The 21,244-nt window shown below is 71.2% G+C and carries 18 protein-coding genes; 6 read left to right on the top strand and 12 right to left on the bottom strand.

Translation table 11 applies throughout. The features are described 5' to 3' along the window. Window positions 1-27: 27 nt before the first annotated feature. From HD557_RS03755 to HD557_RS03725, 7 genes are all read right to left on the bottom strand, one after another. Entirely contained in the window at window positions 28-732 is a 705-nt protein-coding gene (locus HD557_RS03755; protein WP_196872849.1) for an ABC transporter ATP-binding protein, read from the bottom strand. Further along, window positions 729-1,595, bottom strand: coding sequence for an ABC transporter permease (locus HD557_RS03750; RefSeq protein WP_231380165.1), 867 nt, complete (start codon window positions 1,593-1,595; stop codon window positions 729-731). The genes HD557_RS03755 and HD557_RS03750 overlap by 4 nt, the downstream gene beginning before the upstream one ends. Next, window positions 1,592-2,737, bottom strand: a complete 1,146-nt coding sequence (locus HD557_RS03745; protein WP_196872848.1) for an LLM class flavin-dependent oxidoreductase — start codon at window positions 2,735-2,737, stop codon at window positions 1,592-1,594. The genes HD557_RS03750 and HD557_RS03745 overlap by 4 nt, the downstream gene beginning before the upstream one ends. Window positions 2,738-2,768: 31 nt before the next feature. Continuing rightward, window positions 2,769-3,977 (bottom strand): SfnB family sulfur acquisition oxidoreductase, encoded by a 1,209-nt coding sequence (locus tag HD557_RS03740; RefSeq protein ID WP_196872847.1) that lies wholly within the window; start codon window positions 3,975-3,977, stop codon window positions 2,769-2,771. Next, entirely contained in the window at window positions 3,974-5,080 is a 1,107-nt protein-coding gene (gene sfnG, locus HD557_RS03735; protein ID WP_196872846.1) for a dimethylsulfone monooxygenase SfnG, read from the bottom strand. Before sfnG ends, HD557_RS03740 begins: the two co-directional genes overlap by 4 nt. Before the next feature lie 115 nt (window positions 5,081-5,195). Beyond that, window positions 5,196-6,485, bottom strand: a complete 1,290-nt coding sequence (locus HD557_RS03730) for an acyl-CoA dehydrogenase family protein (RefSeq protein ID WP_196872845.1) — start codon at window positions 6,483-6,485, stop codon at window positions 5,196-5,198. Window positions 6,486-6,495: 10 nt separating this feature from the next. Then, a complete protein-coding gene (locus HD557_RS03725) occupies window positions 6,496-7,737 on the bottom strand; it encodes an acyl-CoA dehydrogenase family protein (RefSeq protein ID WP_196872844.1) in 1,242 nt (413 codons plus the stop codon). A 141-nt stretch (window positions 7,738-7,878) separates the two neighbouring features. On the opposite strand from HD557_RS03725, the gene HD557_RS03720 reads away from it, so the two are divergent. Then, window positions 7,879-8,793 carry a LysR family transcriptional regulator gene (locus HD557_RS03720; protein WP_196872843.1) on the top strand — a complete coding sequence of 305 codons (915 nt, stop codon included), beginning with the start codon at window positions 7,879-7,881 and terminating at the stop codon, window positions 8,791-8,793. Here the strand turns inward: HD557_RS03720 and hemE are convergent. Further along, entirely contained in the window at window positions 8,772-9,854 is a 1,083-nt protein-coding gene (gene hemE / locus HD557_RS03715) for a uroporphyrinogen decarboxylase (protein ID WP_196872842.1), read from the bottom strand. The genes HD557_RS03720 and hemE overlap by 22 nt on opposite strands. Before the next feature lie 70 nt (window positions 9,855-9,924). Between hemE and HD557_RS03710 the strand changes: the two genes are divergently transcribed. Beyond that, a complete protein-coding gene (locus HD557_RS03710; protein WP_050800902.1) occupies window positions 9,925-10,563 on the top strand; it encodes a DUF3000 domain-containing protein in 639 nt (212 codons plus the stop codon). After that, complete coding sequence (locus HD557_RS03705; protein WP_196872841.1) at window positions 10,560-11,828, top strand: HRDC domain-containing protein; 1,269 nt, start codon at window positions 10,560-10,562, stop codon at window positions 11,826-11,828. The genes HD557_RS03710 and HD557_RS03705 overlap by 4 nt, the downstream gene beginning before the upstream one ends. Window positions 11,829-11,990: 162 nt before the next feature. On the opposite strand, the gene HD557_RS03700 is transcribed toward HD557_RS03705, so the two are convergent. The 4 genes from HD557_RS03700 to hrpA all read right to left on the bottom strand — a co-directional run bounded on the left by HD557_RS03700 (window position 11,991) and on the right by hrpA (window position 18,683). Next, window positions 11,991-13,337 (bottom strand): ABC transporter substrate-binding protein, encoded by a 1,347-nt coding sequence (locus HD557_RS03700; RefSeq protein ID WP_196872840.1) that lies wholly within the window; start codon window positions 13,335-13,337, stop codon window positions 11,991-11,993. A 147-nt stretch (window positions 13,338-13,484) separates the two neighbouring features. Further along, window positions 13,485-13,895 (bottom strand): type II toxin-antitoxin system PemK/MazF family toxin, encoded by a 411-nt coding sequence (locus HD557_RS03695; protein WP_196872839.1) that lies wholly within the window; start codon window positions 13,893-13,895, stop codon window positions 13,485-13,487. Window positions 13,896-14,138: 243 nt separating this feature from the next. After that, window positions 14,139-14,735: a hypothetical protein gene (locus tag HD557_RS03690; protein WP_040756003.1), complete on the bottom strand. Its 597-nt coding sequence runs from the start codon at window positions 14,733-14,735 to the stop codon at window positions 14,139-14,141. A gap of 54 nt (window positions 14,736-14,789) precedes the next feature. Then, entirely contained in the window at window positions 14,790-18,683 is a 3,894-nt protein-coding gene (hrpA, locus tag HD557_RS03685; RefSeq protein ID WP_196872838.1) for an ATP-dependent RNA helicase HrpA, read from the bottom strand. Between the two features lie 183 nt (window positions 18,684-18,866). Between hrpA and HD557_RS03680 the strand changes: the two genes are divergently transcribed. The 3 genes from HD557_RS03680 to HD557_RS03670 are packed head-to-tail and all read left to right on the top strand — an operon-like array spanning window position 18,867 to window position 21,177. After that, window positions 18,867-19,871 (top strand): alpha/beta hydrolase, encoded by a 1,005-nt coding sequence (locus HD557_RS03680; protein WP_196872837.1) that lies wholly within the window; start codon window positions 18,867-18,869, stop codon window positions 19,869-19,871. A gap of 51 nt (window positions 19,872-19,922) precedes the next feature. Beyond that, complete coding sequence (locus HD557_RS03675; protein ID WP_196872836.1) at window positions 19,923-20,951, top strand: helix-turn-helix domain-containing protein; 1,029 nt, start codon at window positions 19,923-19,925, stop codon at window positions 20,949-20,951. A gap of 34 nt (window positions 20,952-20,985) precedes the next feature. Continuing rightward, window positions 20,986-21,177: a hypothetical protein gene (locus HD557_RS03670; RefSeq protein ID WP_008361086.1), complete on the top strand. Its 192-nt coding sequence runs from the start codon at window positions 20,986-20,988 to the stop codon at window positions 21,175-21,177. Window positions 21,178-21,244: the final 67 nt, after the last annotated feature.

Here is a 21,244-nt window from a genome sequence, read left to right as displayed (position 1 = left end):
GGGATGCCTTCTATCTGTCGGTGGGGGTCATGCGGCCTGGTCGACGACGCCCAGGAGCGTCAGCAGCGCCGCTCGGCGCTCGACGATCTCGGGGTGGTCGCGTCGACGCGGGTGCGGCAGTGCGATCTGCTCGTCGTGGACGATGGCGCCCTCGTCGATGAGGATCACCCGGTCGGCGAGCAGGAGGGCCTCCTCGACGTCATGGGTGACCATGAGGACGGCCGGGCGGTGGGCGTCGACCAGGCGGCGTACGAGGTCCTGGGCGGCGATCCGGGTGAGAGCGTCCAGCGCGCTGAACGGCTCGTCGAGGAGGAGCAGGTCGGGCTCGCGCACCAGCGCACGAGCCAGAGCCACCCGTTGGCGCTGGCCGCCGGAGAGCTGGCGCGGCCACGCCTTCTCGCGCCCCTCCAGGCCGACCTCCGCGAGCATCGTCCGGGCGTGGGCGACGGCGCCGGGCCCCCGCAGACCCAGGGCGACGTTGTCGAGGACCGTACGCCACGGGAACAGCCGCGGGTCCTGGAAGACGACCGCCGGGGCGGTGCCGGTGACCACCGTCCCGGTGGCACCGGTGTCGAGGCCGCCGATGATGCGCAGCAGGGTGGACTTGCCGCTGCCGGAGCGGCCCAGCAGGGCCACGAACTCCCCGGAGCGGATCTCCAGATCGATCCCGGCGAGCACCTCGTGCTCACCGAAGGCGCGGTCAACCCGCGCCAGCGAGGCGACGACGCTCATGCGCTTCTCCCTTCGTCACGCCAGCGCAGAGCGCGGCGCTCGAGCAGTCGTACGGCCCAGTCGGTGACCAGGCCGAGCGCGGCGTAGCAGAGCAGGCCGACCACGATCACGTCGGTCTGCAAGAAGTCGCGCGCGTTGTTGATCAGGAAGCCGAGACCGGCGCCGGCGTTGACCTGCTCGGCGACGATCAGCGCGATCCATGCCATGCCGAGTGCCTGCCGCAGCCCGACCAGCAGGCCGGGCGTGACCGCCGGCAGGTACAGGTGGCGCAGGCGCTCGGACCAGGTGAGCCGCAGCGCACCGGCGACCTCGACGAGGTCCGGGTCGACACCGCGCAGGGCCGCGACCAGGTTGAGGTAGAGCGGCACGATCACGAAGAGCGCGACCAGGTAGATCTTCGGCTCCTCCTTGATCCCGAACCAGATGATGAACAGCGGCACCAGCCCGAACAGCGGCAGGGTCCGCAGCATCTGCACCAATGGGTCGACCAGGGCGTCACCCAGGGCACTCAGGCCGACGATCCCGCCGAGCACGAACGCGATCAGCGCTCCGAGCAGGAAGCCGAGGGCGGCACGGCGCGCGGAGACGGCGATCGCCTCCTGCAGCTGCCCGCTGCCGATCAGCTCCCAGGCGGTGCCGGCCAGCTGCACCGGCGAAGCCAGGGTGCGCTCGTCGAGGATCCCGAGCGACGAGAACAGCTGCCAAGCCGCCAGCACGAACACCGGGCTGAGCGAGCGCAGGATCTTGAGGGTCCGTGGCGAGAGCACGCTCCTGCGCGCCGAGACCGCCCGCCCGGCGGGCGCTGCTCCGGCGACCTCCTCGACGGCCGGGTCGGTTGCGGCCAGACCTGCCACCTGGCTCATCGGGGGGGTCCGAACGGAACCGCGGCCCCGCGGCCGACGACCGGGGCGGGGTGGGACCACAGGCCCCGGTGGGCGAGCTCGGGCAGGACGCCCTCACCGAACCAGTAGGACTCCTCCAGGTGCGGGTAGCCCGAGAGCACGAACTCGGTGATCCCCACCGCGTGGTAGGCCTCGATCAGGTCGGCGATCTCCGTGTAGGAGCCGACCAGCGCGGTCCCGGCGCCACCTCGGACCAGCCCGATGCCGGCCCACAGGTTGGGGTGGATCTCGAGCCCGTCGCGCGAGCCCTTGTTGAGCTCCAGCATCCGCCGCTGGCCCTCCGAGACGCTGCGGGAGAGTCCCGCCTGGACATGCTCGATGTCCTCGTCGGAGATGTTCTCGAGCAGCCGGTCGGCCTCGGCCCACGCGGCTGCCGAGGTCTCCCGGGCGATCGAGTGCAGCCGGATCCCGAAGCGGAGCTCACGCCCGCGGTCGGCAGCCAGCTTCTGAACGCGAGCGATCTTCTCGGCGACCGCGGCCGGAGGCTCGCCCCAGGTCAGGTAGACGTCGGCGTGCTCGGCGGCGACGTCCAGCGCCGCGGGCGAGGAGCCCCCGAAGTAGACGTCCGGGACCGGTGTCGGCCGCTGCTCCAGGCGCGCGTTCTCCACCGAGAGGTGCTTGCCGGAGAAGGTCACCGTCTCCCCCGCCCAGAGCCGGCGGACGATGTGCAGGAACTCCCCGCACCGCTCGTACCGCGCGTCCTTGGCGAGGAAGTCGCCATACATCCGCTGCTCGTGGTCCTCGCCGCCGGTGACCACGTTGAGCAGCAGTCGCTGCCCCGACAGGTTCTGGAAGGTGCCCGCCATCTGCGCGGCCAGGTAGGGCGAGACCGAGTCGGGCCGGAAGGCGACCAGGAACTTCAGTCGCTCCGAGAGGGAGCTGAGCATCGCGGTCGTCACCCAGGCGTCCTCGCACCACGCCCCGGTCGGCGTCAGCGCCGCCTCGAAGCCGAGCTGCTCGGCGCTGCGGGCGATCTGCCCGAGGTAGGGCACGGTCGCGGGACGGCCCGCCGCCAGCGCGCTGACGCCGTGGCCGCCGCCGATCACATGACGGCCGTCGCCGCCGTTCGTCGGTAGGAACCAGTGGAACTTGAGAGTGTTCATCACTGCCTTTCGGTGGGATGTGGTGGGGATGTCAGAGCTGCCCGTGCCGTGGCGGCAGGGTGCCGTCGACGGCCCACCGCCCGAGGTGCTGGACCTTCCAGGCGGCCGGGTCGTGCAGCGTGTGGGTGCGCGCGTTGCGCCAGTGGCGGTCGAGGCCGGTCGTCGTCAGAGCCGACCGGGCGCCGGAGACCTCGAGCAGCCGGCTGGTGACGTCGACCGACACCTTGGCGGTCGACGCGCGGGCGGCCGCCACGGCGAGGCTCGCCTCCGCGGCCGACTTCTCGGTGAGGTTCGCGTCGGCCTCGTCCACGCGTCGGCCCGCCTCGGCGAGGAGGGCCTCGGCGCTGCGTACGGCCAGCTCCATCTCGCCGAAGGCCTGGACGACCAGCGGGTCCTGCGCGGCCGTCTCGACCCCGGCGATCGCGACGGCGTCGGCGTAGGGGCGGGACTTCGTGCAGACGAACGCGGCGGCCTCGTCCAGCGCACGCCGGGCGATCCCGGCGTCGATGGCCGCGTGCAGCAGCTGCGCGAAGGCGCCATAGGTCGTCGGCACGTCGAACGTGATCGCGAACGGGGTGATCCACTCCTCCGGAACCACGACGTCGGTGAGGCGCACCGTCCCGGACCCGGTCGTACGCTGCCCGACGGCGTCCCAGTCGTCGATGATCTCGACGCCGGGGCTCTCGGTGCGGATCCACGCCACCTGCAGCGGCCCGTCGACGTCACGGCGGGCGAGGACGGCGAGGTAGTCGGCGAACAGGGAGCCGGTGCAGTAGAACTTCTCGCCGTTCAGCAGCCACTCCCCCTCCTCCCGAGCAGGTGTGAGGATCGTCCGGATGTCCCGCACGTGCTTCGTACCGAACTCCGACTGCGCGTTGGCGACCAGCGCCCCGGCCCGCACCTCGCTGTAGATCCGCTGCTGCTGCTCACGCGTGCCGTTCAGCCGCAGCTGGTTGAGGAAGACGAAGTGGCTGTGCGGCACCTGGCCGACGTTGGGATCACCCCACGAGACCAGCCGGAACACCTCGGCCACGGTCGTGGCCGGGAGCGCGGGACCGCCGAACTCGAGCGGGACGGTGAGCGCACCGAGCCCGGCGGCGGCGTACGCCTTGACCTGGTCGTAGGGCAGCGCCCGGTCCCGGTCGCGGGCGCCGTCGCCGAGCGCGAGCTCCTCGGCCACCCGTCGGGCGACCAGGGGCGCGGTCTCGGCGTCGAGCCGGGCGATCTCCGTCGTGCTCAAGCCACGGGCTCCAGCTGCTGCGCCTCGAGCTCGCGCACGAGCGGGAGCACGCGCTGACCGAAGTACTCCACGTCCTCGAGGTAGTGCAGGAAGCCGCCGAGGATCAGGTCGGCGCCGGCCCGCTTGAACTCCACGATCCGCTCGGCGACCTGCTCGGACGTCCCGATCAGCCCGGTGCGGAAGCCGTCGTTGTACTGCACCAGGTCCTCGAAGCTCGAGTCCTGCCACATCCCGGTCTTGTCGCCGGTCGACTGCCCGGCCTGCTTGACCGCGGAGCCGAAGCCCTCCACGGCCTCGCGGTCGGCCTTGTCGATGATCTCCCGGAGGGTGTCGCGCGCCTCCTTCTCGGTGTCGCGGGCGACGATGAAGCCGTTGATGCCGAACCGGACCCGGCGACCCAGCGGCTCGGCGACGGCGTTGACGTCCTTGATCTGCGCGGCCAGGCCCTCGGGGGTGTTGCCGTTGGCGAAGTACCAGTCCGAGACCCGGCCGGCCATGCCCTTGGCGTCGGAGGAGTTGCCGCCCTGGAAGATCTCCGGGTGCGGCCGGCCCTCGCTGGCCAGCGGCTTCGGCTTCAGGTCGAAGTCGTGCAACCGGTAGAAGTCGCCGTTGAGCTCGGCCGCGTCGCTCGTCCAGATCTCGCGCAGGTAGCGGATGAACTCCTCCGAGCGGCGGTAGCGCTCGCCGTGCTCGAGCCATGGCTCGCCGAGCTTGGTGAACTCGTCCTTGAACCAGCCGGAGACGACGTTGACGGCCGCGCGCCCGCCGGAGATGTGGTCGGCGGTGGCCAGCCACTTGGCGAGTACGCCGGGCTGCCAGAGCCCCGGGTGGACGGCGGCGATCACCTTCAGCCGCTCGGTGGCCAGCAGCAGCGCGAGCGAGAACGAGGTGGACTCGTGCTGGTAGGCCGCGCCGTAGGAGGCGATGTAGCGCACCTGGGAGAGCGCGTACTCGAAGCCGTTGTTCTCGGCCAGCTGCGCGAGCTTCTTGTTGTAGTCGTAGCTCCAGTCGGTGCGCTGCTCGATCTTGCTCACCACCAGGCCGCCGCTGACGTTGGGCACCCAGTAGGCGAACTTCAGGGGCTCGGTTGCCGGTGAAGTCATGCTGGTCTCCTTGGATCGCTAATGTCTATTAAACTTATCGGATTAAACAGGCGATGGGACCGGATCTTCCGATGTGGACCACCGGAAGACCCGATCCCGTGATAGGCGCCGCCTATCAGGAGGCGGCAGGGCGAGAGGTGGTGCCGATCGCCCAGGCGTACGGCGGCGGGGTGCCGTTCACCAGGTGCGCACCGACGACCTTCGCCTTGAGGATGCGCGGGTTGTGCGAGGAGACCGTGCGGGCGTTGCGCCAGTGCCGGTCCAACCCACGCTCCCGCTCCGTGCCCGAGGCACCGAGCGTGTCGAACAGGTTCGTCACCGCGGTGAGCACCTGCTCGGTCACGACGACCTGGGCCGCCGAGGACTCGAGCTCGGCGCGCTCGTTGGCCGCCGCGATCGCGGCCTCATCCCCCGAGCCGGCCAGGTCGGCGTTCTCCTGCAGCGCGGTCGCGGTGCGGAGGGTCGCCGCCTCCACGACGTACGCCGCCGAGGCGATCTCACCCACACGCGCGAGCACCTGCGGGTCGTCGCGCACCCGCGGGGCGTTGGCGTGGGAGTAGTTGCGCTCCCGCGCCCGCACCGCCTCGACCGTGTCCGCCGTGGCCGCCCTGGCGATGCCAGCGAGCGTCGCCAGCAGGTTCAGCTGGTAGAGCGCGGTCTGGTAGGGGTAGCGCTGCCCGAACGGGAGCACGTTCTCGGCCTGGACGGTGACGTTCTCGAACGTCGTCGTCCCCGACCCCGTGCCGAGCTGGCCGAAGCCCGCCCAGTCGTCGGTCGTGGTGACGCCGTTCTCCCGGGTGTCGGTGATCGCGATGACGAACTGCTTCTCACCGTCGGGCCGCGCGCCGTCACCGGCAGGCTCGTCCAGCAGTGCATACACGTCGGCCCACTCGGCGAAGATCGTCCCGGTCGTGTAGTACTTCGACCCGTTCAGGACGTACGTCCCGTCCGACCGCTTCGTGAGCACGGTCTGCTGGGTGTCGATGGTCGTCGACCCCACCTCCGACCAGGCGTTCCCGGCGATCTCACCGGACACGAAGCGCTCGAACCAGATCTCCTGACCCGTCCCGGCGTGGTGGTGCCAGAGCCGGTCCTCGGCGAAGGCGAAGTGCCCGCGCAGCGCCTGGGCGAGGTTGGCGTCGGCCGCGACCAGGTCGATCCAGAGCTGCGTGAGCTCCGGGAGGGTCGCGCCGGCGCCACCGAACTCCTCAGGGACCCGGACGGCGCCGAAGCCGGCCCGCTTGAGCCGGTCGACGGCTTCGGTCGGCAGCTCTCCGGACAGCTCGCGCTCGAGGGCGCCTGCCGCGATCTCCTCGAAGATCGGGGCGAAGCGGGCGCGCAGCTTGTCGAGCCGCTCGGTCCGGATGGTCGGCCGGGTCAGGAAGGTGTTGTCGAGCGTCGTCACCTCCGCCTCCTCACGTGTACCAGGTCGGAGCCGGGATCTCGCCGAGCAGCGCGTAGCGCCCGACCTCGGCCCGCTTGTGCGCCACCGGGTCGTGCAGCGAGTGGGTCCGGATGTTGCGCCAGGCGATGTCGAGGCCGACCTTGTTGGAGGTCGCCCGGGCACCGGTGAGGTCGTAGACCTTGGTGCCGATCTCCAGGCCGACGTCGATCGCGACCTGCTTGGCCGCTGCGATCACGACCGCGGCCTCGCCACGGTCCTGCTCGGTGACCTCGTCGGCATGGGAGTTGATGGCCTCGATCACGGTCGCGGCCCGCTCGACCAGCGCCTCGGCCGCCCAGAGCTTGGACGTGAGGTCGCCGTAGGTCTCCTGGATGTAGAACTCCTCGCTCGCGCTCTCCTTGACGTCGCCGGCGTAGGGCCACGCCCGGGTCGTGTCGCGGGTGTAGGTCGCCGCGGTCTTGAGCGCGCCCTCGGCGATCCCGATGTAGAAGTTGGCGAAGATGATCTGGATGAGCGGCACGTTGAGCGTGTTGTAGACCCGCGGCTGGAACTCGAACGAGCCGTCGGCCTGCTTCACGTAGCCGGCCGCGGCCTCCCACGGGACCCGCACGCCGTTGATCTCGACGGCGCCGGACTCGGTGAGCCGCTGACCGAGGTTGTCCCAGTCGCCGGCGAAGACGATGGCCTCCTGCTGGGTCGGGACGATCGCGAAGACGTGCTTCTCGGTGCCCTCGATGACGCCCTCGAGCACGGTCAGGTCGGAGATGCGACCGCCGGTCGAGAACGACTTGCGACCGGTGAAGACGAGCTCGTCGCCCTCGACCGTGATCACCAGGTCGTCGTCGCGGGGGTTGACCGCGCCGCCGAAGAAGAAGTTGTTCTCCGTGTAGAGCTGCTCGACGGCGGCGATCTGCTCCGGGGTGCCGACGAGTCGCGCCGCCCAGGCCCAGAGGTAGTGGTAGCCGAGCAGCTGCCCGATCGAGCCGTCGCCCGCGGCGACCGCCCGGACGACGCGCAGCGCGGTCGTCCAGTCCTGGCCGGCGCCGCCGTGCTCGGTCGGACCGAGCAGGGTGACCAGGCCGCTCTGCTTGAGCAGGTCCACCTCGTACGTCGGGACCTGGTTGGCCCGGTCGCGGGCGACCGCGTCCACGGAGAGACGGGTCGCCACCTCGCGTGCCCGGTCGATCCAGCCCTCGGGGGTCGTGGGTGCCGCATCGAACTCCGCGGCGTTGCGTACAGCCTCTGTGGTCATCGCGCCCTCTCAGTCTTGTGTCGTGGAACCTTGCATCCTTAGTCGACTAAATTAGTAGAGAATGAGCAGGTGGTCGCCGGATGGACGCCAGCGATCACCGATCACCCGCTCGGGATGACCGATCACCTCCAAGGGAGCGACATGAGGATCGAGCAGCTGGAGTACATCGCGGCCGTGACCCAGCACGGCTCACTGCGCCGCGCGAGCGAGCAGCTCCACATCTCCCAGCCGGCGCTGAGCGAGGCGATCACCAAGCTCGAGCGCGAGCTCGGCGTGACCCTGCTCGACCGGCGCCGGGCGGGTGCCCGGATCAGCCGCGAGGGCCAGGACCTGCTGCACTCCATGTCGGATGTCCTCGAGGCCGTCGACCGGCTCCGCCTGGCCGCCGGCGACCAGCACGCCGGGATCAGCTCGGTCCGGGTCGGCACGGTCCACGCCGGCACCTCGACGGTGCTGCTCCCGACGTTGCGGAGATTCGCGGACGAGCATCCGCGCACCAGCGTCGAGGTGCGCACGATGGTGCAGGAGGACATCTACCTCGCCCTGACCGAGGGCACGATCGACATCGGCCTGGTCAACCTGCTCGACGGCGACGACCTGCCGCCGACGGTCGAGGGCACCGTACTGCTCCACGGGCGGCCGATCGTCGTGCTGCCCGCCGGCCACCCGCTCACCTCCCGCGACGAGATCACCGTCGCGGAGCTCCGCGAGGAGCCGTTCGTCGGCATGCGCTCGGGCTATCTGATGTACCGCTTCGCCCACCGCGTCTTCGGGCGCGAGCTCCCCCACCACTGGCACGCCACCGACGGCGCCGAGATGGGCAAGATGATGGTCGGCGAGGGCCTCGGGCTCACTCTCCTGCCCGACTACAGCGTCGTCGGCGACCCGCGCGAGACCGGCGGGCACATCACCGTACGTCCCCTGGCCGGGGATCGCTCCCGGGTGACGATGGTCGCGGTGCAGCGGCACAACGCGCGTGCGACCTCGGGGGCGCGCAGCCTGCTCGACCTGCTCGCCGAGACGGCTGCCCGGTCTCAGCCCGCGGCCGGCTCGTAGCCCTGGACGAACTCGGTGAGCCGGGCCAGCTGGTCGGGGTCGGTGCTGGGGATGACGCCGTGGCCGAGGTTGAAGACGTGGCCCTTGGCCCGGCGGCCGGTCTCGATGATCCTGCCGGCCTGCTCGAGCATGACCTCGGTGGGTGCGAAGACGAGGGCGGGGTCGAGGTTGCCCTGGACGCCGAAGCCGTCGCCGAGCTGGTCGATCGCCCAGTCCAGCGGGGTGCGCCAGTCGACGCCGACGACCTCGGCACCGGCGCTGCCCATCAGCGGGAGGAGCATGGCGGAGTTGACGCCGAAGTGGATCCGCGGGACGCCGAGCTCGCCGATCCGGGACAGCACCGCAGTGGAGTGGGGCAGCACGTGACGCTCGTAGTCGGCGGGCGTGCAGGCGCCGGCCCAGGAGTCGAAGAGCTGCACCGCGGAGGCGCCCGCGCGGACCTGGACCTCGAGGAAGGCGGCGGAGATCCCGGCGATCTTGCGCATCAGGGCGTCCCACACGTCGGGAGCACCGAACATGAGCGCCTTGGTCTTGGCGTACTCCTTCGAGGGGCCGCCCTCGACCAGGTAGGAGGCGACCGTGAACGGGGCGCCGGCGAAGCCGATCAGCGGGGTGCCGCCGTTGATGCCGGCCAGCTCGCCGGTGAGGTTCTGAACGGCCTCGGTGATGTAGGGGACGTGCTCCGGGGTCAGGTCCGGGATCGCCTCCACGTCGGCCATGGTGCGCACCGGGTCGGCGACCACGGGGCCGACACCGGGCTTGATCTCGAGGTCGACCCCGACCGCCTTCAGCGGCAGCACGATGTCGGAGAAGAAGATGGCCGCGTCGACCCCGTAGCGGCGTACGGGCTGGAGGGTGATCTCGGTGATCAGCTCGGCGTTCTGGCAGGACTCGAGCATGCCGATGCCCTCGCGGACCTTCAGGTACTCGGGCAACGAGCGGCCGGCCTGACGCATGAACCACACCGGCGTACGGCTCGGCTTCTGCCCCGCGAGTGCCTGCAGGAACGGGGAAGAAGCGAGCGCGTCGGAGGTCTTCCCAGGAGTATTCACAGCGGCCACCGGGCAATGGTCCCATCCGGTGCGGCGTGTACGCACATCGCGAATCGCGCAGAAGACATACCCTGTTCACATGGTCGTCCGTGGAGAGTCGCGTCCCGCCGCGGGACCGGAGAGCGGTCCTGCCGTGTTCCGGTCCGCCGCGGAAGGAATGCGCGCCGCGACCTTCCGGCCCGAGGTGCTGGCCGAGGAGATGCCGGCGCCTCAGCGGATCGCTCCCTACGCCGCGGCGCTGTCGGCCGATGTGACCGTCGGCGACGTCGACGTGGCGACCGGTCGGCTGATCCTGCTGCACGACCCGGACGGCAACGACGCCTGGGGCACGGTGCACGGACTGCCCGGCACGTTCCGGCTGGTGGCGTACGCACGGGCCGACATCGACGTCGAGCACATCAGCGACCCGCTGCTGGGCGAGGTCGGCTGGTCCTGGCTTCTCGACGCCCTGTCCGGTCACGGCGCCGAGCACGTCGCCGCTGCGGGCACCGTGACCCGCGTCGCCACCGAGTCCTATGGCGGGATGGCCGATGAGGACGGCACCGCCCAGATCGAGATCCGCGCTTCCTGGACTCCGGTGGGGAGCGTCTCGGGCGAGCTGGACCTGCGACCGCACACCGAGGCATGGGGCGAGCTGCTCTGCACGGCTGCGGGACTTCCTCCGGTGCCGGAGGGCGTCACCGTCATACCGAGCCGGCGAGGGCAGCGAGGCGCGTGATCGAAGACAACGCCGAGGCCGAGACGGGGCCGGACACACCTGAAGATGCTGCTCCGGCGCCGCTGCTGACCCTGCGTGACGGACTGCCTCCGGTGACCGACACCGACGAGGGTCTGGTGAAGGCCGCGGCGGCCATCGCCGCCGGGACCGGGCCGGTCGGGATCGACGCCGAGCGTGCCTCCGGCTACCGCTACTCCAACCGCGCCTACCTGATCCAGCTGCGCCGCGAGGGCTCCGGGATCTGGCTGATCGACCCGATCGAGCTGACCACGATGCAGCCGCTCGTCGAGGCGCTCGAGGGCACCGAGTGGATCCTGCACGCCGCCACCCAGGACCTCCCCTGCCTCAGCGACCTCGGCCTGCACCCGGCCGCCCTGTTCGACACCGAGCTCGCGGGACGGCTGCTGGGCTATCCGCGGGTCGGCCTCGGCACCCTGGTCGAGACGGTGCTGGGCTTCACCATGCTCAAGGAGCACTCCGCGGCCGACTGGTCGACCCGGCCGCTGCCGGACGCCTGGCTGGAGTACGCCGCGCTGGACGTCGAGGTCCTCGTCGAGCTGCGCGAGGCGCTGGCCGCCGAGCTCGTCGCGCAGGGCAAGGACGCCTGGGCCCGTCAGGAGTTCGACTGGCTGCGCGGGTTCGAGGCGCCGGTGCGTACGGATGCCTGGCGGCGCACCTCGGGCATGCACCGCGTCCGCGGCCGGCGCGGCCTCGCCGCGGTGCGGGAGCTGTGGACCGAGCGCGACCGGATCGCGCAGCAGCGTGACGTCACCCCGAGCCGGATCATCCCCGACGCCGCGATCGTGGCCGCCGCACAGGACCTCCCGCAGGACAAGGCCGCGCTGCTCGGGCTCAAGGGCTTCCACGGCCGCGGCGCCGAGCGCTACGTCACCTCGTGGGTGAAGGCGCTCAACCGCGCGGTCACGATGGACGAGGACGAGCTCCCGGTGCGGTCACCGCGTGCCGACGGTCCTCCCCCGCCACGCGCGTGGGCCGACAAGGACCCCGCCGCCGCCCGGCGCCTCGCGCTGGCGCGTGAGTCCGTCAACGCCCTCGCCGAGGCCCGCAACCTTCCGGCCGAGAACCTCCTCACCCCCGACTTCCTGCGTCGCGCGATGTGGACGCCGCCGGCGACCCGTGACCCCGGGGCTCTGCTCGACGGCATCATCGAGCTCCTCTCCGGCTTCGGCGCGCGCGGCTGGCAGATCGCTCTCACCGCCCCGCTCCTCACCGACGCCGTCCTTCACGCGGACATCGAGCCCTGATCCGATCCCAGCCTCACGCTGGTCGAGCCGCCGGAGCCGCTAGGCGGAGGCGTGTCGAGACCAACACAGTCCCGTCGGCGCTCGATAGGACTGTGTTGGTCTCGACACGCTCGGCCGCAGGCGGCCTCGCGGCTCGACCGGCGGTCACTGACGCCTCGGCTGCTAGGAGCTGGGTGAGGTCGACGGCGACGGCGAGCCCGACGGCGTCGGCTGGGGGAAGACGGTCTTGGACAGCTCGTCGATCTGGACCGCGAACTCCTCGACCTGGTCGGGTTCGGCGACCGCCAGCGAGCCCCGGACCGCGACGGCGGCGACCTTCTGGAGCTGGGCGAGCTGGGCGGCCTCGGGGAGGACCTGCATGTCACGCACGGTGTCGGTGAAGATGCGGGCGTTCCTGGGGTTGCGCTCGGGCTGGGTGAAGACCGGGGCGTAGCCGACCTCGGAGTTGACCGGCACGAAGTGGCCGGTGCGGACCATCTTCACGACCGACTCGGTCGAGATGAGGTAGGTGAGGAAGTCGGCGGTGGCGTCGGGGTCGGCGGCCTCGGAGCCCATGCACAGGCCGGCGTAGTCACCGGTGGTGCCGTTGCCACCCGGCATCGGCATCACGTCCCACTCCATGCCGTCGGTCGCCCGCAGGTCCGAGACCAGCGAACGGTCGCCGGCCAGCGCGACCAGGCGGCCCTGCTTGAAGGCCTGGAACGGGGTGCGACCGCCGAGGTCCTTCGCGGTGGCCAGCACGTTGGGCTGGGCGAGCACCTCGACCAGGTCCTCGTAGGCCCCGGCCGAGTCACCGAGCGCCGTGGTCGTCGGGGCCAGCGGGTCGTCGAAGAGCGTGGCACCGGCGCCGGCCAGCCAGGGCATCAGCGCGGAGAGGTTCTGCTCGACGTAGGTGCCCCGGACACCCTTGTGGTGCTCGGCGGCGTAGGTCATCGCCGAGCCGAACTGCTCGAGGGTCCAGCCCCGCAGCGAGCCGTCGGCCCGGACGGTGGGGGTCGGAAGGCCCTCCTCCTTCATGGCGTCGAAGTCGATCAGCCCGGTGTTGACGTAGACGACCTGCGGCGAGACGGAGTAGGGCATGCACTCGAGGCGACGCTCGACGGAGAAGTCCTCCATCGCCTCGCGGGAGTACTTGTCGCCGAAGTCGACGTTGCGGGCCTCGAGCAGGGTGTCGACGGGCTGGATCCGCTTGTCCTCGGCGAACATCTTCACGTCGGCGCGGGGGGTCAGCACCACGTCGACCTTCTCGCCGCCGGTGACCGCCGCGGTGAGCTGGTCGGCCGTCGGCCAGGACTTCACCTCGACGGTGACGTTGGGGACGTCCTGGGTGTATTCGGCGGCCAGCTGCTTGTAGGTGTCGACCAGCGTCTTGTGGCCGGAGACCCCGAAGACGAGCTTCACCTTGGTCGGCGCCTTCGTCGCGGTGCTCGGCGAGGGCTTCGAGGCCGGCTCACCGCCGCAGGCGGCGAGGGACACCGAGAGAACCGTCACCAGAAGCGCCGTTGCCATCCGCGTGCGCCGCACCATTTCCTCCATCTCAACACCAGGACCGGGTCTGTGATGGAACCACAGACCCGGTTTACCAGCGATTCACTTTACGATACGTACCTGGACACTTCCTGAGAAAGCACAGCCTGGGAAGGCCCCCGGACCGCCTCAGGCGAGGTGATCGCGTGCGGCCTTGATCACATCATCGAAGATCTCCTTGGCCAGCACATCGCCCTCACGGCGTACGTCGGCGGGGTCCATCCGGATCAGCCGGTCCAGGCGCACCTCCGAGGGCCGGCCCTGACGGTCCCAGCCGCCGGTGCCGACATCCATCCAGTGCCGACCGTACCGGGCCTCCTGGGCCTCGTCACGATCGTGGTCCTTGCTGGTCAGCATCAGGCAGAGGAGCAGGCCGGCCTTCTGGCCGATGACGAGGACGGGCCGGTCCTTGCCCTGCGTTTCGTCGTCCTCGTAGGGCACCCAGCCCCACACGACCTCGCCCGGGTCGGCGTTGCCGTCGCCGATCTCGGGCTCGTAGGAGATGGCGCCCTCGCGCGAGGTGGGCTGGGTGTCGGTCACTTCGGCTCCTGGGTCGGTGGCTTCGTCAGGCCACCCGGCCGAGGGACATCGAAAATTAGATGAACACGCCGGACCGGGAGCGCCTCACGGCGCAAGGCCGCTCGTAGCGGCTGAAGTTGGGACCCGGGGCTGCCGCAGCCCGACGTGCTCGGCGACCAGTGTAACGGTGCCGCCAACCTCAGCCACATCAAAGCGAGCAGGAGGCTACCGCACGCATCGCTCCGGGCTCCGCTTCAGCAGCACTTACGTGAGCCGCTGCTCCAGCTCCGCATGTCCCGCGGCCTCGAGCTGCTCGGAGAGCTGGAGCATGTTGCGTACGTCCTTGACGGCGGCGTCCGGGTCCAGGGCTGCGCGGCCGGCGGCGATGACGCGGGAGAAGGCGGCAGCACGGAGGAGCACCACGGCGAAGTCGCTGCCCGCGATGCCGCGCAGCACCTCGTCGACCATCGCCTTGAGCTCCTGCGGCCCCGGAGGCTCCGCGACCCCGGCCACGACCTGCGCGACCTGGGCCTTCGCCCGGCCGGCCTCGAACTCGCGGGCGGCACCGACCGGGTCGGCGTAGACCCAGCTGCGGAGCAGGTAGAGCCGCCACAGGCAGCCGGCCAGCGACTCCGCCGGCGAGCTCGACCACACCTCCGCGATCGTCTCGATGCCCTCGGACTCGGCCAGATGGAGGATCCGCTCGGCGACCGCCGGGTCGTCGCTGTCGCGGGCACCGCGCACCAGCGCCGCCGCCGCCGCGTCGGCCGCCTCCTGCACCAGGGCAGGGTCGTGGCCCCCGAGAAGGGAGTCGAAGAAGCCGTCCCCGGGACGCATCGGCGAATGAAACTCTCTGGGCATCCCTACGAGCGTAGCCATCGCCACCGCCGGACGCATCCCGATCGGTCGGGTCCGTCAGCCGAGCAGCTTGCGGATCCGCGTGTCGGAGACCTTCTCGGCGGTGCCGAGATGCTGGGCCCAGAGCTGGACGCGGTACTCCTCGAGCATCCACCGCACCTGCCGCAGCCTCGGCCCGGGCGGCCGGCCCTCGGGCAGCGCCTCGACCTGGTGCAGGTAGGCCTCCTGGAGCGACGCGATCCGGTCGTGGGTGGTGCGGTCGGCGCGCAGGTCGGCGTCGAGCTTGCGACGGCGCTCGACGATGGCCTTCAGATAGGTCGGGTACCGCCGGATTTGCTGGGCACCGGCCTCGGCGACGAAGCCCCGGTGGACCAGCCGGGCGAGCTGGTCCTTCATGTCGGTCAGGGCCGGGAGCTGGAACATGTCGGCCCGCCCGGAGAGCGCCTTGTCGGTCTCGCGGTACGCCTCGAGCGCCCGCATCACGTCGGCGAGGACCGCCCGGACGGCGGCGACGAGGTCGGCCGGCGTGCCGGCGGCGGCCAGCAGCGCGGCGTACGCCTCCTCGGTCCGCGGCAGCGGACGGGCATCGACGAGCTGGCGGACGACGGCGGCACGGCAGTCCTCGACGAGCTCGGCGGCGCTGGGGTAGGGAGACCCGGCCAGGGCGAGCTTCTCCATGGTGGAGAGCCCGTCGACGACCTGCTTGCCGACGTCGGGCAGGGCCAGGAGCAGCAGCCTGACGACGCCGAGACGATGACGCGCCTCGGCCTCCTCGGCGGAGCCGGCGACGACGAGACCGACCGTCGTGCCCTCGTCGGAGAGGCACGGGAAGACGGTGACCTCGTGGCCGGCGCGCTTCTCGGTGACCGTGGTCTCGATCGAGCCGAAGACCCAGGTCGTCTCGCCGGTGCGGGTGTGGCCGGCCGAGGCGGCGACCTCGGCGATCGCTGCCTCGAACTCGCCCTCCAGCGGCGCCTTGAGCGCGTCCAGGTCCTTGCCGCGGGCCGTCTCGCGACCGTCCTCGCCGACGACCCGGTAGGTCGGCCGCAGGTGCTCGGGCACCTTGGCCCAGTCCCACGCCTCGCGCGGGATGTGCACGCCCGCGGTCGAGCGCGCCCAGCGCTCCAGCGCGGTCAGTAGCGGCTCCTCCCCCGGCGGGGTCTCCTTCAGGAAGGCACGCGCCTTGTCGGGAGCCGGAACGAAGCTGACCCGGAGCGGCTTGGGCAGCGACCGGATCAGCGCGGTCACCAGCTCCTCGCGCAGCCCCGGCACCAGCCAGGAGAAGTCGTCGGCGCCGACGCGGTTGAGCGTGGCGACCGGTACGTCGATCGTCAGCCCGTCGTCGGCGGCACCCGGCTCGAACTGGTAGCTCAGCGAGAAGGTCAGCGGCCCTGCGTCCCACTCGGCCGGGAAGTCGGCCTCGGTGACCTCGCCCGCGGCTTCGTTGGTGAGCATCGACAGGTCGAAGGTGAGCAGGTCGGGCGTCTCCCGCCGGGCCTGCTTCCACCACTGGTCGAAGTGGGCCCCGGACACGATGGACGCCGGGAGCCGGCGGTCGTAGAAGTCGAAGAGCGCGTGCTCGTCGACCACGATGTCGCGGCGGCGGGCCCGGTGCTCGAGCTCCTCCGCCTCCTCCATCAGCTTCGCGTTGTCGCGGAGGAAACGGTGGTTGGTGCGCCACTCGCCGTAGACCAGCGCGTGCCGGATGAAGAGCTCACGAGACAGCTCGGGATCGATCTTGCCGAAGGCGACGGGACGGTCCGCGACCAGCGGAACGCCGTAGAGGGTCACCTTCTCCCGGGCCATCACCGAGGCGCGCTTCTGCGACCAGTGCGGCTCGGAGTAGGTGCGTTTGACCAGGTCACCGCCGAGTCGCTCGGCCCACTCGGGCTTGATCGAGGCGTTCTGCCGGGCCCAGAGGCGGGAGGTCTCGACCAGCTCCGCCGACATCACGAACTGCGGGTTCTTCCGGTGCAGCGTCGAGCCGGGGAAGATCGCGAACTTCGCACCCCGGGCGCCCAGGTACTCCCGCGGTCCCGGCCGCCGCTTCTCCCGGGCCCGCGCCGCGTCGGCCTTCTGGTCCCGCTCCTCCAGCGCCCCGATGTGCGAGAGCAGCCCGGAGAGCAGCGCCTGGTGGATCCCGTCGGCGTCGTAGGCGGCCTTGTCCTCCCCGGCCTCGTGACCGACGTCGCGATGCCCCTTGCCGAGATCGATCTTCATCTCCCGGCACACCTGCCGCAGCTGCGACTCCAGGTCCTGCCACTCCCGGACGCGTACGTAGTGGAGGAACTCCCGCTTGCACAGCCGCCGGAACGCCGAGGACGAGAGCTCGCGCTGCTGCTCCTTCAGATAGCGCCACAGGTTGAGCCAGGTGAGGAAGTCGGAGGTCTCGTCCTTGAACCGCGCGTGCAGCTGGTCGGCCTGCGCCTGCTCCTTGGGGTGGTCCTGGCCCGGCCGCTCACGCGGGTCCTGGAGCGAGAGCGCGGCGGCGACGACGATGACGTCGCGTACGCACCCGAGCCGCTCGGCCTCGAGCACCATCCGCGCCAGCCGCGGGTCGATGGGCAGCCTGGCCAGCCGCCGGCCCAGCTTCGTCAGCCGCTGCCCGCGCATCGCGCCGAGCTCCTCCAGCAGCTGTACGCCGGCGGTGATGTTGCGCCGGTCCGGCGCCTCCACGAACGGGAACCGGGCGATGTCACCGAGCCCGAGCGAGGCCATCTGCAGGATGACCGACGCCAGGTTGGTCCGCAGGATCTCCGGGTCGGTGAACTCCGGCCGTCCCTCGAAGTCCTCCTCGGAGTAGAGCCGGATCGCGATGCCCGCCTCGACCCGCCCCGTACGTCCCGAGCGCTGGTTCGCCGAGGCCTGCGAGATCGGCTCGATGGGCAGCCGCTGCACCTTGGTGCGTGCGGAGTAGCGCGAGATCCGGGCGACACCGGTGTCGACGACGTACTTGATCCCGGGGACCGTCAGCGAGGTCTCGGCGACGTTGGTCGCGAGCACGATCCGGCGGCCGGTGTGGGGTGAGAAGACCCGGTGCTGGTCGGCGGCCGAGAGCCTCGAGAACAGGGGCACGATCTCGACGAGACCGGTCGACGGGCCGCCGCGGTTCAACCCCAGCGCATCGCCGAGCGCATCGGCCGCGTCCCGGATCTCCCGCTCACCGGGGAGGAAGACGAGCACGTCGCCGGGCCCCTCGGCGGAGAGCTCCTCGACCGCGTCGACGATGGCCTCGGTCTGGTCGCGGACGACGACCTCGCCCTCCCCATCCTTTTCAGGCCCAGTCTCTTCGGAGAGCTCCATCAGCGGCCGGTAGCGGACCTCGACCGGATAGGTGCGCCCGGAGACCTCGATGATCGGCGCCGGCTCACCGGTGCTCACATCGGAGAAGTGGGCCGCGAACCGCTCCGGGTCGATGGTCGCCGAGGTGATGATCAGCTTCAGGTCCGGGCGCCGCGGCAGCAGCCGGCGCAGGTAGCCCAGCAGGAAGTCGATGTTGAGCGACCGCTCGTGGGCCTCGTCGATGATGATCGTGTCGTAGCGGCGCAGGTCGCGGTCGCGCTGCAGCTCGGCGAGCAGGATGCCGTCGGTCATCAGCTTGATCCGGCTCGCGGCAGACGACTTGTCGGTGAACCGCACCTGATAGCCGACCAGGTCGCCGAGCTCGGTGCCGAGCTCGGAGGCGATCCGCTCCGCGACCGATCGTGCCGCGATCCGGCGGGGCTGGGTGTGCCCGATGATCCCGTTCGAACCCCGGCCCAGCTCCAGGCAGATCTTGGGCAGCTGGGTCGTCTTCCCGGACCCGGTCTCACCGGCGATGATCACGACCTGGTGGTCACGGATGGCCGCGGCGATGTCCTCGCGGCGCTGGGTGACCGGGAGCTCCGCGGGATAGGTGATCGCGACGGAGGTGGCGGCGGGCTGGTCGGACTCGGACATGAGGTCTCCCATTCTCCCCCGGCGCACCCCTCCACCGCACATCGGTTTCTCCGGCGGCCCGGCGAGGCGCTCAGCCCGGACCCGGCCCGCCGGATGGCGGGACCGGTCGATGTGATTCCCGCCACAGGCCGGGTTCCGTGAGGTATGAAGCCGGGAGGACGCTGGGTACACCCCCGTTCACCGAAGGAGTGGCCCATGACCGAGACGACCACCGACCAGATCTTCCCCGACGCCCCCGTCCGCCCGCCGTTCGATCCGGAGCTCGTGCCGGTCCTCGAGCTGGTACGCGAGGCGATGCCGTCGCTCTCGGCCGAGACCCTCGCGGTGGCGCGGCAGCAGAGCGTCGACGGCTTCCCCGGCATGGAGCCGGTGGACCTGACCGTCGGCGGTGCGGTCACGGTCGAGGAGCGTCAGGTCCCCGGCCCGGAGGGCGACCCCGACATCACGCTGCTGATCCTGAGCCCCGCCACCGACGGCCCGCCGCGGCCCGCGGTCTACCACACCCACGGCGGCGGGATGGTGATCGGAAACCGCCGGCTCGGGGTGGAGATGTTCCTCGACCAGGTCGCGGCCGGCAACGCCGTGGTCGTCTCGGTGGAGTACCGCCTCGCTCCGGAGCATCCCGACCCCGCGCCCGTGGAGGACTGCTACGCCGGCCTGGCCTGGACCGCCAAGAACGCGGCCGAGCTCGGCATCGACCCCGAGCGCATCATGATCGCGGGAGCGAGCGCCGGTGGCGGCCTCGCCGCCGGCACGGCGCTGCTCGCCCGCGACCGCGCCTTCCCGAAGCTGAGCCACCAGATCCTGATCTGCCCGATGCTCGACGACCGGTTCCAGACCCACAGCAGCCACATGCTCGACGACGAGGGCGTCTGGGACCGCCAGGCGAACCTGTTCGGCTGGACGGCGCTGCTCGGCGACCGCCGCGGCGGCCCCGACGTCTCCCCGTACGCAGCGCCGGCACGCGCCGAGGACCTCACCGGCCTCCCCCGCACCTACATCGACACCGGCTCGGCGGAGACGTTCCGCGACGAGACCCTGGACTACGCCCGGCGGCTCTCGGAGGCCGGCGTCAGCGTCGACCTCCACATGTGGGGCGGCGGATTCCACGGCTTCGACATGATGGCCGCACACGCCGCCGTCTCCCGCGCCTCGATCGCGACCCGCGACGAGTTCATCCGCAGAGCTCTCGAGGGCTGATCCGCTGGCCTGCTCGCGTCCGGTGGGCGAGAGTAGGCCGGGGAGGTTCAGGTGCGAGATCTGATCGGCAAGCTCGAGGTGGTCGACGACGACGCGGCCAGCGCGCTGCGCGTCATCGACCACTTCGACCGGCTCGTGGACGAGAGAGCGTCGACTGCGGCGGTCGTACGCGCCGCCGCAGCGCTGTCCGGCGCCACGGCGGGCCTCCACGACGCGGCCCGGGCCCTGGTGCGGCGGTTCACCCCCGACGGCCGGACGCTGACCGGGAAGGACGAGGGCGACTGGCGCCACGAGCCCGTCCCCGGCCAGCCGGGCTCGTGGCTCTGGCTGGAGCGCGCCGGGGGCGACGGCCCCCTGGACGCCCTCATCCTCGAGCGCGCCGCCCGCGCCCTGCAGGCACTGAGCACCGGCTCGGCACCGCCCTCGACCAGCGGCCTGGTGAGGATCGCGTGCGACCCCGGCGCGGCCGATGCCGACAGGCGTGACGCCGTCGCCCGGCTCGGGCTCACCGGTCCCGTGACGGTGGTGCTGAGCACCTCCGCCGACGTGCGGGCGACCCTGATCAGCACCATGGGCTCGCTGGTCGTCGGGCTGCTTCCCGGCACGCCCGCACTCCCGGAGGGGATCCGGGCCGGGGCCGCGGTCGCCTCCGACCCGCTCCGGCTGCCGACCGCGCTGGAGCAGGCACGGACCGCACTCCGGCTCGCCGCGACGGTCGGCGGCCTCGCACCGTCGGTGGTCCGTCACGAGGACCTCGGTGCACTGGCCGTCATCGCCGAGCGGATCAGCCCCCAGGAGGCGGCGGGGGTGGGTGACGTACGACGTCTCGACGAGCTGCTCGCCGGCCATCCCTGGGTCGTGGACACCCTCCATGCGGTGCTCGACCAGCCGAGCCTGAGGCAGTCGGCCGCGATGCTCCATGTGCACCACTCGACGCTCCAGGAGCGACTGACCTGGCTGAGCGGCCAGCTCGGCTACTCGCCCGTCAAGGGGCGCGGGCGGCAGCGCGCGGCGGTCGCGGTGCTGCTGTGGCGGGTGGCCCATGGCGCCGACCCGGAAGTCATGGACGAGCCGCACTAGGCGGTCTTGGCCTGGGCACCTAGATTATGTCCCCATGACCGGGGAGCCGAGCGAGACCGAGGTCCAGGACGCGCTGCGTGCGCTCCGTGGAGAGGACGACACCCTCAACGAGAGGTCTGTGCAGACCGTTCTCGACCTTCATCGGCTGCGCGATGCGCTGACCCGGTTCGGCGACGACGAGCCGTCCGGCGACACCAAACCGGCGCGCAGCAGGTTCCGGCTCTGAGCCGAAATCGGCCAATGGGTGGGACACCGAGTTACGTAGGCGATTTCAAGAGGGTTACCGTTGCTGA

The sequence above is a fragment of the Nocardioides luteus genome, from assembly GCF_015752315.1.
Taxonomy (GTDB): domain Bacteria; phylum Actinomycetota; class Actinomycetes; order Propionibacteriales; family Nocardioidaceae; genus Nocardioides.
The sequence above is the reverse complement of the archived record's forward strand: the minus strand, read 5'-3'. Positions and strand labels throughout refer to the sequence as shown.

Excerpts from the sequence above, each read along its gene's own strand:
- HD557_RS03755 (WP_196872849.1), bottom strand. The coding sequence starts at position 732 with ATGAGCGTCGTCGCCTCGCTGGCGCGGGTTGACCGCGCCTTCGGTGAG.
- HD557_RS03750 (WP_231380165.1), bottom strand. The coding sequence starts at position 1,595 with ATGAGCCAGGTGGCAGGTCTGGCCGCAACCGACCCGGCCGTCGAGGAG.
- HD557_RS03745 (WP_196872848.1), bottom strand. The coding sequence starts at position 2,737 with ATGAACACTCTCAAGTTCCACTGGTTCCTACCGACGAACGGCGGCGAC.
- sfnG (WP_196872846.1), bottom strand. The coding sequence starts at position 5,080 with ATGACTTCACCGGCAACCGAGCCCCTGAAGTTCGCCTACTGGGTGCCC.
- HD557_RS03725 (WP_196872844.1), bottom strand. The coding sequence starts at position 7,737 with ATGACCACAGAGGCTGTACGCAACGCCGCGGAGTTCGATGCGGCACCC.
- HD557_RS03720 (WP_196872843.1), top strand. The coding sequence starts at position 7,879 with ATGAGGATCGAGCAGCTGGAGTACATCGCGGCCGTGACCCAGCACGGC.
- HD557_RS03710 (WP_050800902.1), top strand. The coding sequence starts at position 9,925 with ATGGTCGTCCGTGGAGAGTCGCGTCCCGCCGCGGGACCGGAGAGCGGT.
- HD557_RS03700 (WP_196872840.1), bottom strand. The coding sequence starts at position 13,337 with ATGGCAACGGCGCTTCTGGTGACGGTTCTCTCGGTGTCCCTCGCCGCC.
- HD557_RS03690 (WP_040756003.1), bottom strand. The coding sequence starts at position 14,735 with ATGCCCAGAGAGTTTCATTCGCCGATGCGTCCCGGGGACGGCTTCTTC.
- hrpA (WP_196872838.1), bottom strand. The coding sequence starts at position 18,683 with ATGGGAGACCTCATGTCCGAGTCCGACCAGCCCGCCGCCACCTCCGTC.
- HD557_RS03680 (WP_196872837.1), top strand. The coding sequence starts at position 18,867 with ATGACCGAGACGACCACCGACCAGATCTTCCCCGACGCCCCCGTCCGC.
- HD557_RS03670 (WP_008361086.1), top strand. The coding sequence starts at position 20,986 with ATGACCGGGGAGCCGAGCGAGACCGAGGTCCAGGACGCGCTGCGTGCG.